Raw genomic sequence first — 15,851 nt, forward strand, 5'->3', positions numbered from 1 at the left:
CACATGGTCGAGCGGATGCGTGCCGAGGCGCACGTCGGCCGCGACCACCACGCAGACGAGCCCACACCGATCGACGCGTCCAGTTGATGGACTGCTGCGACATGAGGGGATGAACGCAGCAGACAAGGTGTCGGTGCTGATCACCGTCACCGGAGTGGATCAGCCGGGCGTCACGTCGGCGTTGTTCGAGGTGCTCTCGCGGCACAACGTCGAACTGCTCAACGTCGAACAGGTGGTCATCAGCGGCAGGCTCACCCTCGGTGTGCTCCTGTCGGCGCCCCCGGCCGTCGGCGGCGGCGATGCGCTGCGCGCCGAGGTGACCGAGGTGATCCACCGGCTGGGTCTCGAGGTGACCGTCGAACCCAGCGGCAACTCGCCGGTGATGCGGCACCTGTCGACGCACACCATCGTCGCCCTGGGACGGCCGTTCACCGCCGGTGCGTTCAACGCGCTGGCCCGCGAGCTGGCGTTCCTCGGGGTGAACATCGACTTCATCCGCGGCATCTCGGACTACCCGGTCACCGGGCTCGAGCTGGGGGTATCGGTGCCTTCGGCGGTGCTCGCCAAGCACGTGCAGTCGGCGCTGGCCCGGGTGTCCGCCGACGAGCAGGTCGACCTCGCGCTGGAGGACTACAGCATCTCCCGGCGCGCCAAGCGGCTGATCGTGTTCGACGTCGACTCGACGCTCATCCAGGGTGAGGTCATCGAGATGCTCGCCGACCGGGCCGGCGCGCTGGCCGCCGTCGCCGAGGTCACCGAGGCGGCGATGCGGGGCGAACTGGACTTCGCGGAGTCGCTGCACCGCCGGGTGGCGACGCTGGCCGGTTTGCCCGCCGAGGTGCTCGACGAGGTGGCCGAACAGCTGGAGCTCACGCCGGGCGCCCGCACCACGATCCGCACCCTGCGCCGGCTCGGCTACCACTGCGGTGTGGTGTCGGGCGGCTTCCGCCAGGTGATCGAACCGCTGGCGCACGAATTGATGCTCGACTACGTCGCGGCCAACGAACTGGAGATCGTCGACGGCAAGCTGACCGGCCGGGTCGTCGGTCAGGTCGTCGACCGTCCCGGAAAGGCAAGGGCGCTAAGAGATTTCGCACAGCAGGTCGGTGTTCCGATGGAGCAGACGGTGGCCGTGGGCGACGGCGCCAACGACATCGACATGCTCGCGGCCGCGGGGCTTGGCGTGGCTTTCAACGCCAAACCCGCGCTGCGTGAGGTCGCCGACGCGTCGCTGAGCCATCCCTACCTGGACACCGTGCTCTTCATCCTGGGCGTCACCCGTGGCGAGATCGAGGCCGCCGACGCGGTCGACGGCATGGTCCGCCGCGTGGAGATCCTCGACGACTAGACCACCAGGGCCTGGGGTTCGGGTCCGGTGGAGCCGGTGACGCTGCGCCAGGCCCTCGCGAGCAGGCGCACCGCGTCGGCCATCTGATCCGGCGGCAGTGTGTAGGGGATCCGGACGAACCGCTCCAGGGTGCCGTCGACACCGAACCGCGGTCCGGGCGGCACGTCGAGCCCCATCCGCGACGCGGCCGCCGACAGGGCCGAACTCATGGGGGCGGGCAGCCGCACCCACAGCGCCAGGCCGCCACCGCCCTGGCACGGCCGCCAATCCGGTAGGTGCTCCTCGAGCAGCGACAACATCAGCGCACGCCGGGTGCGCAGCAGCTCTCGGCGTTCCGGCAGCACGTCGTCGGCCACCCGGAGCAGCTCCGCCGCGGCCAGCTGTTCGAAGATCGGCGTGCCCATGTCGATCGACGGCCGCAGCGCCGCGACGGTGGCCAGGGTGCTGCGCTCGGCGCGGATCCAGCCGATGCGCAGGCCGCCCCAGAACGACTTCGACATCGAACCGAGGGTCAACACCAGATCGCGCCGTCGGTTCAGATGGCTCGCGACAGGGGCGGGGACGGGCTCGTCGATCCACACCTCCGTCATCGTCTCGTCGATGACGGTGCGGGTGCGGGTGTCGGCGATCAGGTCGGCGAGCTCACGGCGATGGGCGGCCGGCATGGTGAGCCCGGTCGGGTTGTGGTTGTCGGGCACCAGGTAGGCCAGGCTCGGCGCCAGCTGCCGGATCGCCGCGTGCATCGCCCCGAGATCCCAGCCGTCCTCGGTGAGGGACACCGGCACGGGGCGGCCGCCCGCGGTGGTGATCGCCGCGATCGCGCCGTGATAGGTCGGCTGGTCCACCAGCACCCGGTCGCCCGGTTGGGTGTAGGTCGCCAGGATCAGCCCGAACGCGTGCAGCGTTCCCGTCGTCACCATGATCTCGTCGGGCTCGGTGGGCAGCCCCCGGGCGCAGTAGCGTTCGGCGATCGCCTCGCGCAGGGACCGCACACCGGTCAGTTCGATGCCGATGTCGTCCAGATAGGGCGTGATCTGCCGGGTGGCGGCGGTGAACGCGTCGAGCACCGCCGTCGCGGGAGCGGCAAGGGCGGCGTTGGCGAGGTTCACCGAGCCCCCTGGCGTCGTGAACGCCTCGACCGCGGTGGGCACCGGGGCGGCGGAGACCGGGAGCGCCGTGGTGCTGCGCGCGCCGCGGCGGGCGACGAGGTAGTCATCGTCGCGCAGTTGGGCGTAGGCGGCGGTGACGGTGGTGCGCGAGACCCGCAGCGCGTCGGCCAGCGCCCGCTCGCTCGGCAGCCGGGCGCCGACGGGCAGCCGGCCGTCGACGATGAGCATCCGGATCCCGTCGGCCAGACCCTGGTAGGCCGGTCCGCTGCGGCTCGACGTACGCCAGTTGCCCAGCTCGCGGGCCAGTAGATCCTCGTCGAGCGCGCGGGCCACCGTTTCGATGCTCATTTGCAGCCAGTATGGTCCAACTGGCTATTGGACCGCAAGCCAGTCAAGGCCAGAATCGGCATATGGCTTCGAACTGGATATCAAAACTGGCGTATCGCCTCTCGGATCTGTTCTCATACCGGCCGGTGGGGTCCACCTCGGCCGAACTGGACTCTGATCTTCGACGGATGCGCAGCGAACTGGACGCCATCCGCATCCGGTTTCCCGACCACGCATGACGCGAGTCCGCACGACGTCGCTGCGCGGCGCCGCACTCCTCGCGGGGCTGATGGGTTACGGGTTCTCGATGGCCCTGATGGTGCGGGCCGGCCTCGGCCTCGATCCGTGGGACGTGTTCCACCAGGGCCTGGCCGGCCACACCGGCATGTCGTTCGGCGTCGCCACCGCGGTGGTCGGCGTCGCCGTGCTGCTGGCCTGGATCCCGCTGCGCAACCGGCCGGGAGTGGGCACCGTCGCCAACGTGATCGTCATCGCAATCACCGTCGACGCCACCCTCGCCGTCCTGCCCGCGCCGGTGTCGATGCCGGTCCGGATCGGCTGGATGGTGACCGCCGTCGTGTTCAACGCGTTCAGCACCGTTCTCTACGTCGGAGCCGGCCTCGGACCGGGACCGCGGGACGGCCTGATGACCGGGCTGGTCGCGCGCACCGGCCGGTCCGTACGCCTGGTCCGCACCGCGATCGAGATCACGGTGCTGACGGTCGGCTGGCTGCTCGGCGGCACCGTCGGTGTCGGCACCGTCGTCTATGCGTTCGGCATCGGGCCGCTGGTGCAGATGTTCGTGTGGCTGACGCCGAAACGGCTGCTGGCCGTCAGTGGCTGGGCTCCGGTGGTCGTCGCCGATGATTCCGACGGGCGAATCGCCGCGAGGCGGCCGGCGTTGCGGCGGCGGCGCAACACTACGATGGGCGAGTGCCGGAAGAAGACACCGCAGCTGACACGGCCGACCCCGACCTGCTGATCGATTTCGCCCGGGTGACGCTGCGGCGCGGCGGCCGGACGCTCGTCGGACCCGTCACCTGGGCGGTGGAACTCGACGAACGCTGGGTCGTCATCGGGCCGAACGGTGCAGGCAAGACGTCGCTGCTGCGGATCGCGGCCGCCATGGAGTATCCCTCGAGCGGCACCGCCTTCGTGCTGGGCGAACGGCTCGGCCGGGCCGACATGGCCGAGCTGCGGTCACGGGTCGGGCTGAGCAGTTCGGCACTGTCGCAACGGGTTCCGGATGACGAGGTGGTTCGCGACCTGGTGGTGTCGGCCGGTTACGCGGTGCTGGGGCGCTGGCGGGAGCGCTACGAGGACGTCGACTATGCCCAAGCGGTGGACATGCTGGAGAGCGTCGGCGCCGAGCATCTCGCCGAACGCCTCTACGGAACGCTGTCCGAAGGGGAGCGCAAGCGGGTGCTCATCGCGCGATCGATGATGACCGACCCCGAACTGCTGCTGCTCGACGAGCCGGCGGCCGGGCTTGACCTCGGTGGGCGCGAGGAACTGGTGGCGCGGCTGGAGGATCTCGCCGCCGACCCCGACGCCCCGGCCATGGTGCTGGTCACCCACCATGTCGAGGAGGTGCCCCGCGGGTTCAGCCATGGCCTGATCCTGTCGGAGGGTCGCGTGGTCGCCTCGGGTCTGTTGACCGACGTGCTCACCGCCGAGAACCTGTCGACGGCGTTCGGCCAGTCGATCGCTCTGGAGAACGTCGACGGCCGCTACTTCGCGCGGCGGACCCGCAGTCGTGCGGCACACAGGAGGCGTGCATGACCGAGGGGTCCCCCGATCCGCTGGTGCCGCGCCCCGCGGCGACGGTGATGCTGATCCGTGACGGGCATCAGGGCGAACCCATCGAGGTCTTCCTGATGCGCAGGCACTCGGCGATGGATTTCGTGGCCGGGGTGATGGTGTTCCCCGGTGGGGGCGTCGACGGGCGCGACCGCAACGCCGACATCGCCTGGGCCGGCCCGGAGCCGGCCTGGTGGGCCGGACGGCTCGGCGTGGACACCGACCTGGCCGGAGCGCTGGTGTGCGCCGCGGCCCGCGAGACGTTCGAGGAGTCCGGGGTGCTGTTCGCGGGCGCCGCCGACGATCCCGACGTCCTGGTCGACGACGCCTCGGTGTACCGGGCGCAGCGGCAGGCGCTGGTCGACAGGTCGCTGTCCTTCGCCGAATTCCTGAAGACCGAGAAGCTGGTGCTGCGGGCCGACCTGCTGCGCCCATGGGCGAACTGGGTGACGCCGAAGGAGGAGCGCACCCGCCGCTACGACACCTACTTCTTCGTGGGCGCGATCCCGCAGGGCCAGCGCGCCGACGGCGACAACACCGAGACCGACCAGGCAGGCTGGATCACCCCCGCCGACGCGCTGGACGACTTCGCCGCCGGGCGCACGTTCCTGCTGCCGCCGACGTGGACGCAGCTCGACTCGTTGGCCGGCCACACCGTCGCCGAGGTGCTGGCGGTGGAGCGCAGGATCGAGGCCGTCGAGCCGCACCTGGCCGCGCGCGACGGCAACTGGGAGATCGAGTTCTTCGACAGCGACCGCTACAACGCCGCCCGGGACCACCGTGCCCCGCAGGGCTACAGCGGCGACTGAACATGGGGGAGTTCGTCGACGTCGTCCTCAGTGGCTCGGTCAACGGCCCGGCTGACGACCGGCCGGGCGTCGCGACGCTGTGGCTGTCCCGGCCGCCGACCAACGCACTGACCCGGCAGATGTACCGGGAGATCGCTGCCGCGGCGGCCGACGCGGGCGCCCGCGACGACGTGCTCGCGGTCATCGTCTTCGGCGGCCACGAGATCTTCTGCGCCGGGGACGACGTCCCCGAACTGCGCACCCTCGAACCGGACGAGGCCGCCGCGGCCGCCCGCACCGCCCGAGAGGCCATCGAGGCGCTGGCCGCGCTGCCGAAGCCGACGGTCGCCGCGATCACCGGCTATGCGCTGGGCAGTGGCCTGACATTGGCGCTCGCCGCGGACTGGCGGGTCAGCGGGGACAACGCGAAGTTCGGGTCGACGGAGATCCTGGGCGGCCGGTCACCCGATCCGTCCGCCGCCGCCCGGCTGACCCGCGCGGTGGGCGAGAGCAGGGCCAAGGATCTGGTGTTCAGCGGCCGGTTCGTCGGCGCGCCCGAAGCGCACGCACTGGGGCTGATCGACGAGCTGGTGGCCCCCGACCACGTCTACGACGCCGCCCTGGCGTGGGCGCTGCGGTTCGCCGACTATCCGCCGCAGCTGCTGGCCGCCGCGAAAGCCAGCTTCGGGGCCGCCGGTTAGGCTGCCCTGCATGACGAGTACCGATTCGGCTCCGGTCCCGAACCCGCACGCCACGGCAGAGCAGGTCGAGGCCGCCCGCCACGACTCCAAACTCGCCCAGGTGCTTTACCACGACTGGGAGGCCGAGAGCTACGACGACAAGTGGTCGATCTCCTACGACCAGCGCTGCATCGACTACGCCCGCGGCCGTTTCGACGCCATCGTGCCCGCCGAGGAACAGCGCGAACTGCCCTACGACCGCGCGCTGGAGCTGGGCTGCGGGACGGGGTTCTTCCTGCTCAACCTCATCCAGTCGGGTGTGGCACGGCGCGGGTCGGTGACCGACCTCTCGCCCGGCATGGTGAAGGTCGCCACCCGCAACGGCCAGTCACTCGGACTGGACGTCGACGGCCGGGTGGCCGACGCCGAGGGCATCCCGTACGAGGACGACACCTTCGACCTGGTGGTCGGGCACGCCGTGTTGCACCACATCCCCGACGTGGAACTGTCGCTGCGCGAGGTCGTGCGGGTGCTCAAGCCCGGCGGTCGCTTCGTCTTCGCCGGCGAGCCGACCACCATCGGCAACACCTACGCCCGCACGCTGGCAGATCTGACCTGGAAGACCACCGTTGCGGCGATGAAGCTGCCCGGTCTGAGCAGCTGGCGCCGGCCGCAGGAGGAACTGGACGAGAACTCGCGGGCCGCCGCGCTGGAGTGGATCGTCGACCTGCACACCTTCGACCCGGCCGATCTCGAGAAGATGGCCACCAATGCCGGCGCGGTCCAGGTCGAGACGGCCAGCGAGGAGTTCACCGCGGCGATGCTGGGCTGGCCGGTGCGCACCTTCGAGTCGACGGTGCCGCCGGGCAAGCTCGGGTGGGGCTGGGCGAAGTTCGCGTTCAACGGCTGGACCACGCTGAGCTGGGTGGACGCCAACGTGTGGCGCCGCGTCGTGCCGAAGGGCTGGTTCTACAACGTGATGGTCACCGGGGTCAAGCCGTCGTAGCGTTCACCCTCGACGACGTCGAGTACCTGCGGGGCGAAGCCGGCGCGACCGCGCTGCACGAGGTCGCGGCCCGCGAACTGGTCGACAGCACACTGGTGCGCGACATCGCTGCTGTGCGAGCTCGATTCGGTGCGCGGGCGGCTGTGCTGGTGGAGACCGTGCGGCTGCGCAGACGCGCCGCGGCCAAGGTCGGCGACCCGTCGGGCTGGCTGTTCACCGACGAGGCGCTGCAGCAGGCGACCGCCGCCCCGGTGGCCGCGCACCGGGCCAGGCGCCTTCGCGGCGCCCGTGTGCACGACGCCACCTGCTCCGTCGGCAGTGAGCTTGTCGCCCTTCGCGATTCGGCTTCGGTGGTGATGGGCAGCGACATCGACCCGGTCCGCGTGTCGATGGCCCGGCACAACCTCGGGCAGGGCGGCGCCGACATCGTGGTGTGCCGTGCCGACGCGCTCCGGCCGGTCAGCCGCGACACCGTCGTGCTGCTCGATCCCGCCCGCCGCAGTGCCGGTCGCCGGCGGTTCGACCCTCGCGACTACACGCCGGCGCTCGACGCGCTGTTCGACGTGTACCGCGAGCGTGATGTCGTCGTGAAGTGCGCTCCGGGAATCGATTTCGGCCGGCTGTCCGAGCTGGGATTCGCCGGCGAGGTCGAGGTGACGTCGTTGGGAGGCAGCGTGCGGGAGGCGTGTCTGTGGTCGGTCGGGCTGACCGCCGGCGGTGTCACCCGCCGCGCCACCGTGCTGGACCGCGCCGAGGAGATCACCGACACCGAATCCGACGACTGCCCGGTCGGACCCGCAGGCCGGTGGATCGTCGACCCCGACGGCGCCGTGGTGCGCGCCGGGCTGGTGCGGCACTGGGCCGCGCGCCACGGCCTGTGGCAACTCGACCCCGACATCGCCTACCTGTCGGGTGAAGCGGTGCCCGAGGGGGTGCGCGGTTTCGAGGTGCTCGACGAGATCGCGTTCAGCGAGCGGCGGCTTCGCGATGCGCTGACGTCGCACGACGTCGGTGCGCTCGAGATCCTGGTCCGCGGCCTCGATGTGGACCCCGATGCGCTGCGACGGCGGCTGCGGCTGCGCGGTTCCGGGCAGCTCGCGGTGGTACTGACCCGACTGGGTTCCGGGACCGCAAGCCGGGCAACGGCGTTCATCTGCCGGCCGGACCGCTGAGGGGACACGTACGCTGACAGGGACGCGCCGGTGGTTCGAACCGGTGTCCGACATCACCTGCGAGGACTACTGACGATGGGTATTGCCAAGATGGCCGCCGTACTGGCGGCCGGTGTCCTGGTCGGCTGGCCGGGCATGGCCGTCGCGGGTGCGCAGTCGGCGTGCGCCGATCTGGGCGGTGCCCTCGACGGCGAGCAGACGTGTCGGGTGCATGCCGCCACCTCGACGTACACGCTGGACTACAGCTTCCCGGCCGGCTATCCGGACGAGCAGGCGGTCGCGGCCTACCTGACCCAGACCCGGGACGGATTCGTCAACGTGTCGCAGACGCCCGGCAACCGCGACCTGCCCTACGTGCTCGACGCCAAGGGCACCACCTACCACTCGGGAATGGCGCCGAAGGGGACGCAGAGCCTGGTGTTCGAGGTGTACCAGAACGTCGGCGGCGCCCACCCGAGCACCTGGTTCAAGGCGTTCACCTACAACCTCGACGGACAGCGCCCGGTCACGTTCGACAACCTGTTCAAGCCCGGAACCCTGCCGCTGGACACGATCTACCCGATCGTCCAGCGCGAGGTGCAGCGCCAGCTCGGCCCCGACGTGGCGATCGCCCCTGAGAACGGAATGAACGCCGACAACTACCAGAACTTCGCGATCTCCGACGACGCGGTGGTGTTCTTCTTCGGGCAGGGGGAGCTGATGGCCGGGGCGGCGGGGGCGAACCAGGTGTCCGTTCCGCGGGACGCCATAGCTTCGATGCTGGCGGTCTAGGGGGCCGGCCGATCAGGCCGGCGCGAACCCGTAGACCTGACCGTCGCTGGTGGCGGTGACGATGCGGCCGTCGTGGGCGATCGACACGCCGACCGGCCACCCGGTGGCCTCCGGCACCGGGTAGCTGTTCACCGTGCGGCCGTCGCCGGAGTCGAGGACCAGCAGCGTCTGCCCGCGTTCGCCGTCGGGAACCACCGTGTAGGCGAGCGCACCGGCCCGGCTGGCGGTGGTCAGTGGCGCCACGTCGTCGCGGGTCCAGGCCACCTCGCCGCGGTCACCCTCGTCGCGGACCGCGAGCAGCCGGGCGCCAGGGCCGCCGCCGGTGAGGATCAGCCCGTCGGGCGACACCGACGGCGGAGTCTGCGCGAGGTACCCCAGCGGCACCGACCACTTGGCGGTGCCGTCGGCGGTGTCGAGCGCCCACAGCCGCGAGTCTCGGCCGTTGACGTAGACGGTGGCGCCGTCGGCCGACAGCACGGGGCTGGCCAGCGGCCCGCGGCCCACCGCGTCGCTGGTCCACTCGCGGGTCAGCAGCGGGCGCTGCCCGGCGCGGTAGCGCAGTCCGACGACCACGGGCGCGTCGGCGCCGGGCTCCCACAGCGTGAGCACCACGATGCCGGTCTCCGCGGAGAATGCCGGAGCCGCCGCCACCGGGCAGCCGCGCCGCGCGGTGCGGCAGTCGGCGAGGCCGCGCACCGAGTCGGTGGGATCGACCCCTGCGACCAGGTCCAGCGGCGCGCCCTCCACGGACCCGCGGTGCCCGTCGAACGTCAGCACCTGGCCGAGGTGCGTCACCACCAGCAGCTGCCCGTCGGTGAGCAGGCGCGGGGTGGTCGGCATGCCGATGACGGGCTGGCGCCAGCGGATCCACTGCGTCGGCGGGAAGGACAGGATGGCGCCGGGCTGGCCGACGTAGAGGTTGTCGAACCCGTCCAGCAGCGGACTGGCGCCGCCACCGCCCTGCACCAGGCGCGTGCACCAGCGCTGCCGGGCGAGGTTGTCGAACTCCCACACCATCAGCGAGCAGCCCGCCGGTGTCTGCGCGTTGGCGGCCAGGTAGCTGCTCGAGCCGAGGGCGACGGCGGCGCCGAGGTCGCCCTTGACCGACCGGGTCCACTCCAGCGTGAGCGCTCCCGGCCCGGCGTCGGCGGTGTAGCTGCTGTTCGCGGCGTCGCCGTACTGCGCGGACCACCCGGTGGCGGCCTTGGACTCGACCCAGCCGTCGGTGTCTCCGCAACCGGCGAGCACGCCCGCGAGCAGCGCCGTCACCACCAGCACGGTCAGTCGCCGGTACACAGTGCTCCGTCAGTCCTCTCGTCCGGGCGTGATGCGCGGCCCAGGTGAGGGTAACCCGGTGCGGCGGCGGCCCGGCCACCCGGCAAGCCGGACCCGGCGATGTGGCGGCCCCTGAATCCAGACCTGGTGCTCGCGTAGGCTTTGCGGCCATGACGACGATGTGGGGTGCGCCGTTGCACAAGCGCTGGCGCGGCTCGCGGCTGAGCGATCCGCGTCAGGCGAACTTCCTCACCGTGGCCTCGCTGAAGTGGGTGCTGGCCAATAAGGCGTACACGCCGTGGTACCTGGTCCGCTACTGGCGGCTGTTGAAGTTCAAGCTGCGCAACCCGCACATCATCACCCGCGGCATGGTGTTCCTGGGCAAGGGCGTGGAGATCGAGGCGACCCCGGAGCTGTCGACGATGGAGATCGGCCGCTGGGTGCACATCGGGGACAAGAACACGATCCGCTGCCACGAGGGGTCGCTGCGCATCGGTGACAAGGTGGTGCTGGGCCGCGACAACGTGATCAACACCTACCTCGACATCGAGCTGGGCGATTCGGTGCTGATGGCCGACTGGTGCTACATCTGCGACTTCGATCACCGGATGGACAACATCGACCTGCCGATCAAGGACCAGGGCATCGTCAAGGGTCCGGTGCGCATCGGGCCGGACACCTGGGTCGGCGTCAAGGTCACCGTGCTGCGCAACACCACCGTCGGGCGCGGCTGTGTACTGGGTTCGCACGCGGTGGTCAGGGGCGACGTCCCGGACTTCTCGATCGCCGTCGGCGCGCCGGCGAAGGTGGTCAAGAACCGCAAGCTGGCCTGGGAGACCTCGGCGGCCCAGCGCGCCGAACTCGCCGCGGCACTGGCCGACATCGAACGCAAGAAAGCCGCCCGCTAGCCCGGGAATCGTTGCGACCTCAGCGGCCGGGCAGGGCGTGCTCGACCGTGGGCCGACGCGGATGCGGCTCCCGCTCACCGCGTTTGGCCGCCAGATAGACCTGTGCGGTGTCGGCGGCGACGGTGTGCCAGTCGAAATCGGACGTGAGTCGGTCGCGGGCGGCGACGGCATGGCGCTGCGCCGCTTCCGGATCGTCGAGCACCGCGATGACGGCGGCCGCGAGCCCGGCGACGTCGCGCGGAGCGCATGACCTCCCGGTCTCGCCGTCGATGACGGCCTCGCCCAGTCCGCCCACATTCGTGGTCACCAGTGGGGTGCCGGTGGCGGCGGCCTCGAGTGCGACGATGCCGAACGGCTCGTAGTGACTCGGCAGCACCGCCGCGTCGGCGGTGTGCAGCATCGCCACCAGGTCGTCGTGTCCGAGCCGCCCGACGAATCGGGTGGCCTTGCGCACCTTGTGCTTTCGCGTCTGGTCGACGAGCCACTGCTCCTGGGTGCCGTCGCCGGCGACCGTCAGGGTGGTGCCGGGATGCGCGCGCCGGATGCGCGGTAGCGCCGCGATGGCGTCGTGGATGCCCTTCTCGTACTCCAACCTGCCGACGAACAGCAGGTGCGGGGCACCGCGGCGGGCACGCCGGGGCGCGTACGGCCAGAGGCCGGCGTCGATGCCGTTGCGGATCACCCTCACCTCGGCGAGACCGGGCCCGAACAACTCGGTGATCTCGTCACTCATCGACGCCGAACACGTGATGAGCGAATCGGATTCGTGCACCAACCACGATTCGACCGCGTGCACCTGGCGGCTGATCGCACCCGACACCCAGCCCGAGTGCCTGCCCGCCTCGGTGGCGTGGATGGTGGAGACGAGCGGCACGTCGAAGAACTCGGCGAGGGCGATGGCCGGATGTGCCACCAGCCAGTCGTGCGCGTGCACGATGTCGGGCCGCCACGGCGCGCCGTCGGCGGTGCTGCGCAGCGTCAGGCCCGACCGGACCATCGAATGCCCCATCGCGAGGACCCAGGCCATCATGTCGGTGCCGAAGTCGAAGTCGTGCGGATCCTGCGCGGCGGCCACGACGCGCACACCCTCGCTGTACTCGTCGGTCGACGGGTGGGTGCTGGGATCGGTGCCGGTGGGCCGCCTGCTCAGCACGACGACCTCGTGACCGGCCTCGGCCAGCGCGGTCGCGAGGTGGTGGACGTGGCGGCCGAGTCCGCCGATGACCACCGGCGGGTACTCCCACGACACCATCAACACCTTCACGGGCGTGACCGGGCCCGGTTCATCGCGGCAGCCGCCGGGCGTCGAGGGCGCCGAACAGGCCGTCGGCGCGGTTCCAGCCCTCGGCGAGCCGCTGTGCGGTGTCGCGGCGGCCGGCGGCAAGCGCCCCGGCGATCTCCCGGGTGGCGTGGGCGTGCAGGTGGGCGCGGTAGCGCGCATAGTCGGCGGCCGAGTCCTTGCTCACCATGAACGGCCAGTCGCTGGACACCGTGAGCAGTGTCTCGCGCAGGATCTGGTCGGCGACGTGGTCGCGCGCCGTCGGCGATCCGACGGCTGAGGTCTGAGCGAGCGCCTTGTCGACGGTGCTGAGCGCGGTCTCGGTCACCTCGCTGTTGAGCTGCACCAGGTCGGCGACCTGCTCGCCCGCCCACACCTGCCAGTCCTTGCCCGAACCCCATGAGCTGGGCGGCAATTCGACCGGATCGCCGACGAAGCCGCCGGCGACGGCGTCGGACAGGGTGCCGACGCGCACGCCGGCTTCCGGGAGCGCGCGCAGCACCCGGGCCAGCCACTCCGGGCCCTCATACCACCAGTGCCCGAACAGCTCGGTGTCGAAGGCGGCCACGACGTGCGCGGGCCTGCCGATCCGCTCGCTCTCGGAGATCAGCCGCCGCCGCACGGTGTCGACGAAGTCGGCGACATGTCCGTCGACGGCCGCGTCGGCGCGCTGCGGGTCGTACGGCGCCTTGTCCTCGGACGCGACGTTGCGCCCGGTGACGCGGGCCGGTTTGAGGCCGGTGACGTGGTCGTGGGTGTGGAAGTCGCGGTAGGCGCCATGGCCCGGGTAGCCCGACTTCGGTGACCACACCCGGTAGCTGACCTGCAGGTCACGGCCGAACGCGACGACGTCGGCGGCACCGACGGGGCGGCCCAGCGCCGTGTCCCCGTGCAGCGACGGCCCGTCGACCATGAAGTGCCCGACGCCCGCGGCGGCGTACTCGGTCTCCATGCCGGGCGCGTAGGCGCACTCCGGCGCCCAGATGCCCGTGGGGACGTGGGCGAAGCGCTGGCCGGCGTCGGCCAGGCCCTCGCGGAGCGCGAACTCCCGCAGCCGCGGGTTGAGCAGCGGCTGGAACGGGTGCGACAGCGGCCCGCCCAGCAGTTCGATGGCGTCGGCGTCGATCAGCTCACGCAGCAGCGGGCTGCCGCCGTGGCGCCACAACGTGGTGAAGTCCTCGAGTGCCTGGTTCGCCGCCCGGTGTTCGTGCGCACCGAACGCGCGCAACGCCTCCGGTGCCGAGGCCGCGCCGGTGGCGGTCGACGTGCGCAGGGTCGCGGCCTCGAGTGCCCGCAGCTCCCAGTTGGCCAGCCAGTGGTGCATACCGGTCAGGCAGTACGGGTCGTCGAGTTGCGCGGTCACCACCGGCGTCATCCCGAGGGTGAGCAGGTGCCCGCGTCCCTCGGCGGCCAGCGTGCGCAGCACCCGCATCAACGGCAGGTAGGCCGCCGACCACGACTGGTAGAGCCACTCCTCGCCGACCGGCCAGCGACCGTGATGGGCCAGCCACGGCAGGTGGGTGTGCAGGACGAGGGTGAACAGCCCCGGTACCGGCGCTGTGGAATCCGTCACGGCCGCACCGCGATCGCCACCAGATCGAGACTGTCGTCGATCGGGCGCTCGGCGGCGGGCGTCAGGTCGAATTCGTCGACGGTGACCGCGGCGACGTCGGACAGCAGGTCGGCGGGCCACGGCGCGTCGGCCACCGCTCGGGCGATCTGGGCGTCGATGATCGAGCCGCCGTGCCGGGTGTCGAGTTCGACGAGGCCGGGGCCGTGGAACACGCCGAGCATCGCCTCGAGGGCGAAGCCGGCGCCGGTCAGGAGCTCGGTCAGCTCGTCGGCGTTCAGCTCACGGGTGTGGAACGGGTTGACCGGGGTGTCGCGCCCGGGGGTGAAGGTGATCCGGTTGGGCGTCGACATCAGCAGCACGCCGGACGGGCGGAGCACCCGCAGGCATTCGGCGACGAACTGCGGCTGGTCCCAGAGGTGTTCGATCACCTGGAAGTTCACCACCACGTCGACGGACGCGTCGGGCAGCGGGAGTGCGGCGAGGTTGCCGTGGTGCATCTCGATGCGGGGGTAGCGGGCGCGCACGTGCGCGACCGTGGCCTCGTCGTAGTCCAGGCCGATCACCCGGCGCGCCACGTCGGCGATCAGGTCGGCGCCGTAGCCCTCCCCGCAGCCGGCCTCGAGCACGTCGCGATCGGCGCAGCGGTCGGCCAGCCGCCGGTAGACGACCTCGTGCCTGCGGAACCAGTAGTTCTCCTCGGCCAGTCCCGGGATGGTCCGCTCGCCGGTCAGCGGCAGGGCAGGGGGTGTCCGGCCAGGGCCGTCCCCGACCGCCCCCGTCAGGAATGCGCTCATCGGAAGGCAGGCTAACCCAGGCGAAGCGCCGATGGCCGATTCGCGAACAGTTCCTCCACGCCGCCCCTGCTTAGGGGAGGTCAGCGCGCAAACTTCGACCAGCTATGGTGTCAGTACGGCCACCACAAGTTACCGACGGGTAACATGGTGGCAGTTGCTTGAAACGTGGTAATAAGGCCGGCCCATCGGCCTCACCGAGGAGGACGAACCAGAGTCATGACGAACATCGTGGTCCTGATCAAACAGGTCCCTGACACGTGGTCCGAGCGAAAGCTGTCCGACGGCGATTACACGCTCGACCGGGAGGCCGCCGACGCCGTACTCGACGAGATCAACGAGCGTGCGGTCGAAGAAGCGCTGCTGATCAAGGAGCGCCAGGGTGACGACAGCACGGTCACCGTGCTGACCGCCGGCCCGGAACGCGCCACCGAGGCCATCCGCAAGGCGCTGTCGATGGGCGCCGACAAGGCGGTCCACCTCGTCGACGAGCAGCTGCACGGCTCCGACATGGTCCAGACGGGCTGGGCGCTTGCCCGCGCGCTGGGCACCATCGAGGGCGCCGAGCTGGTCATCGCAGGCAACGAGGCCACCGACGGCACCGGCGGCGCCGTCCCGGCGATCATCGCCGAGTACCTGGGCCTGCCCCAGCTGACGCACGTGCGGAAGCTGAGCGTCGAGGACGGCAAGGTCACCGGCGAGCGCGAGACCGACGACGGCGTGTTCACGCTCGAGGCGTCGCTGCCCGCCGTGGTGAGCGTGAACGAGAAGATCAACGAGCCGCGCTTCCCGTCCTTCAAGGGCATCATGGCCGCGAAGAAGAAGGAAGTGGTCAAGCTCACGCTGGCCGAGATCGGTGTCGAGGCCGACGAGGTCGGCGTCGCCAATGCCGGTTCCAAGGTGCTGTCGTCGACCCCGAAGCCGCCGAAGACGGCCGGCGAGAAGGTCACCGACGAGGGCGAGGGCGGCGCGAAGGTCGCCGAGTACCTCGTGGCCCAGAAGATCATCTAGCCGCGACCCACCC

Annotated in this window: 16 protein-coding genes; 11 read left to right on the forward strand and 5 right to left on the reverse strand. The window is 71.0% G+C overall.

The genetic code is table 11. The annotated features are described in order from the left end of the window. Positions 1 to 109 precede the first annotated feature (109 nt). Positions 110 to 1,348: a phosphoserine phosphatase SerB gene (gene serB, locus ACPCHZ_RS16615; RefSeq protein WP_423485740.1), complete on the forward strand. Its 1,239-nt coding sequence runs from the start codon at positions 110 to 112 to the stop codon at positions 1,346 to 1,348. Here the strand turns inward: serB and ACPCHZ_RS16620 are convergent. Continuing rightward, positions 1,345 to 2,805: a PLP-dependent aminotransferase family protein gene (locus ACPCHZ_RS16620; protein WP_423485741.1), complete on the reverse strand. Its 1,461-nt coding sequence runs from the start codon at positions 2,803 to 2,805 to the stop codon at positions 1,345 to 1,347. The genes serB and ACPCHZ_RS16620 overlap by 4 nt on opposite strands. A gap of 62 nt (positions 2,806 to 2,867) precedes the next feature. Between ACPCHZ_RS16620 and ACPCHZ_RS16625 the strand changes: the two genes are divergently transcribed. The 8 genes from ACPCHZ_RS16625 (at position 2,868) to ACPCHZ_RS16660 (ending at position 9,001) form a co-directional block, all read left to right on the forward strand. Continuing rightward, positions 2,868 to 3,023 (forward strand): hypothetical protein, encoded by a 156-nt coding sequence (locus ACPCHZ_RS16625; protein ID WP_423485742.1) that lies wholly within the window; start codon positions 2,868 to 2,870, stop codon positions 3,021 to 3,023. After that, positions 3,020 to 3,766, forward strand: a complete 747-nt coding sequence (locus tag ACPCHZ_RS16630) for a YczE/YyaS/YitT family protein (RefSeq protein ID WP_423485743.1) — start codon at positions 3,020 to 3,022, stop codon at positions 3,764 to 3,766. The genes ACPCHZ_RS16625 and ACPCHZ_RS16630 overlap by 4 nt, the downstream gene beginning before the upstream one ends. Continuing rightward, on the forward strand, positions 3,718 to 4,566 hold the full coding sequence (locus ACPCHZ_RS16635) for an ABC transporter ATP-binding protein (RefSeq protein ID WP_423485744.1): 849 nt from the start codon (positions 3,718 to 3,720) through the stop codon (positions 4,564 to 4,566). Before ACPCHZ_RS16630 ends, ACPCHZ_RS16635 begins: the two co-directional genes overlap by 49 nt. Further along, positions 4,563 to 5,393 (forward strand): NUDIX hydrolase, encoded by an 831-nt coding sequence (locus ACPCHZ_RS16640; protein WP_423485745.1) that lies wholly within the window; start codon positions 4,563 to 4,565, stop codon positions 5,391 to 5,393. The genes ACPCHZ_RS16635 and ACPCHZ_RS16640 overlap by 4 nt, the downstream gene beginning before the upstream one ends. Positions 5,394 to 5,395: 2 nt before the next feature. Beyond that, positions 5,396 to 6,073 carry an enoyl-CoA hydratase gene (locus tag ACPCHZ_RS16645; RefSeq protein WP_423485746.1) on the forward strand — a complete coding sequence of 226 codons (678 nt, stop codon included), beginning with the start codon at positions 5,396 to 5,398 and terminating at the stop codon, positions 6,071 to 6,073. Between the two features lie 10 nt (positions 6,074 to 6,083). After that, a complete protein-coding gene (locus ACPCHZ_RS16650; protein WP_423485747.1) occupies positions 6,084 to 7,058 on the forward strand; it encodes a class I SAM-dependent methyltransferase in 975 nt (324 codons plus the stop codon). Then, positions 7,016 to 8,230 carry a THUMP-like domain-containing protein gene (locus ACPCHZ_RS16655; RefSeq protein ID WP_423486080.1) on the forward strand — a complete coding sequence of 405 codons (1,215 nt, stop codon included), beginning with the start codon at positions 7,016 to 7,018 and terminating at the stop codon, positions 8,228 to 8,230. Before ACPCHZ_RS16650 ends, ACPCHZ_RS16655 begins: the two co-directional genes overlap by 43 nt. A 75-nt stretch (positions 8,231 to 8,305) precedes the next feature. Further along, positions 8,306 to 9,001: an esterase gene (locus ACPCHZ_RS16660; RefSeq protein ID WP_423485748.1), complete on the forward strand. Its 696-nt coding sequence runs from the start codon at positions 8,306 to 8,308 to the stop codon at positions 8,999 to 9,001. Positions 9,002 to 9,013: 12 nt separating this feature from the next. Here ACPCHZ_RS16660 and ACPCHZ_RS16665 read toward each other — a convergent pair whose 3' ends face one another. Further along, positions 9,014 to 10,297, reverse strand: coding sequence for a PQQ-binding-like beta-propeller repeat protein (locus tag ACPCHZ_RS16665; RefSeq protein WP_423485749.1), 1,284 nt, complete (start codon positions 10,295 to 10,297; stop codon positions 9,014 to 9,016). A 149-nt stretch (positions 10,298 to 10,446) separates the two neighbouring features. On the opposite strand from ACPCHZ_RS16665, the gene ACPCHZ_RS16670 reads away from it, so the two are divergent. Next, positions 10,447 to 11,184, forward strand: a complete 738-nt coding sequence (locus tag ACPCHZ_RS16670; protein ID WP_364971419.1) for an acyltransferase — start codon at positions 10,447 to 10,449, stop codon at positions 11,182 to 11,184. Positions 11,185 to 11,203: 19 nt separating this feature from the next. Here ACPCHZ_RS16670 and ACPCHZ_RS16675 read toward each other — a convergent pair whose 3' ends face one another. The 3 genes from ACPCHZ_RS16675 to ACPCHZ_RS16685 are packed head-to-tail and all read right to left on the reverse strand — an operon-like array spanning position 11,204 to position 14,830. Further along, positions 11,204 to 12,448, reverse strand: a complete 1,245-nt coding sequence (locus ACPCHZ_RS16675; RefSeq protein ID WP_423485750.1) for a glycosyltransferase family 4 protein — start codon at positions 12,446 to 12,448, stop codon at positions 11,204 to 11,206. 19 nt (positions 12,449 to 12,467) lie between these two features. Next, positions 12,468 to 14,036, reverse strand: coding sequence for a 1,4-alpha-glucan branching protein domain-containing protein (locus ACPCHZ_RS16680; protein WP_423485751.1), 1,569 nt, complete (start codon positions 14,034 to 14,036; stop codon positions 12,468 to 12,470). After that, positions 14,033 to 14,830, reverse strand: a complete 798-nt coding sequence (locus ACPCHZ_RS16685; RefSeq protein ID WP_423485752.1) for a class I SAM-dependent methyltransferase — start codon at positions 14,828 to 14,830, stop codon at positions 14,033 to 14,035. The genes ACPCHZ_RS16680 and ACPCHZ_RS16685 overlap by 4 nt, the downstream gene beginning before the upstream one ends. A 216-nt stretch (positions 14,831 to 15,046) precedes the next feature. On the opposite strand from ACPCHZ_RS16685, the gene ACPCHZ_RS16690 reads away from it, so the two are divergent. Continuing rightward, positions 15,047 to 15,838 carry an electron transfer flavoprotein subunit beta/FixA family protein gene (locus ACPCHZ_RS16690; protein WP_264011976.1) on the forward strand — a complete coding sequence of 264 codons (792 nt, stop codon included), beginning with the start codon at positions 15,047 to 15,049 and terminating at the stop codon, positions 15,836 to 15,838. Positions 15,839 to 15,851: the final 13 nt, after the last annotated feature.

Source organism: Mycobacterium sp. NPDC050041 (genome assembly GCF_049541695.1).
In the GTDB taxonomy this organism is placed as follows: Bacteria; Actinomycetota; Actinomycetes; order Mycobacteriales; family Mycobacteriaceae; genus Mycobacterium.

What these genes read in the sequence shown, in the direction of transcription:
- serB (WP_423485740.1), top strand. Translation starts at nt 110, where the DNA reads ATGAACGCAGCAGACAAGGTGTCGGTGCTGATCACCGTCACCGGAGTG.
- ACPCHZ_RS16620 (WP_423485741.1), bottom strand. Translation starts at nt 2,805, where the DNA reads ATGAGCATCGAAACGGTGGCCCGCGCGCTCGACGAGGATCTACTGGCC.
- ACPCHZ_RS16625 (WP_423485742.1), top strand. Translation starts at nt 2,868, where the DNA reads ATGGCTTCGAACTGGATATCAAAACTGGCGTATCGCCTCTCGGATCTG.
- ACPCHZ_RS16630 (WP_423485743.1), top strand. Translation starts at nt 3,020, where the DNA reads ATGACGCGAGTCCGCACGACGTCGCTGCGCGGCGCCGCACTCCTCGCG.
- ACPCHZ_RS16640 (WP_423485745.1), top strand. Translation starts at nt 4,563, where the DNA reads ATGACCGAGGGGTCCCCCGATCCGCTGGTGCCGCGCCCCGCGGCGACG.
- ACPCHZ_RS16645 (WP_423485746.1), top strand. Translation starts at nt 5,396, where the DNA reads ATGGGGGAGTTCGTCGACGTCGTCCTCAGTGGCTCGGTCAACGGCCCG.
- ACPCHZ_RS16650 (WP_423485747.1), top strand. Translation starts at nt 6,084, where the DNA reads ATGACGAGTACCGATTCGGCTCCGGTCCCGAACCCGCACGCCACGGCA.
- ACPCHZ_RS16660 (WP_423485748.1), top strand. Translation starts at nt 8,306, where the DNA reads ATGGGTATTGCCAAGATGGCCGCCGTACTGGCGGCCGGTGTCCTGGTC.
- ACPCHZ_RS16670 (WP_364971419.1), top strand. Translation starts at nt 10,447, where the DNA reads ATGACGACGATGTGGGGTGCGCCGTTGCACAAGCGCTGGCGCGGCTCG.
- ACPCHZ_RS16685 (WP_423485752.1), bottom strand. Translation starts at nt 14,830, where the DNA reads ATGAGCGCATTCCTGACGGGGGCGGTCGGGGACGGCCCTGGCCGGACA.
- ACPCHZ_RS16690 (WP_264011976.1), top strand. Translation starts at nt 15,047, where the DNA reads ATGACGAACATCGTGGTCCTGATCAAACAGGTCCCTGACACGTGGTCC.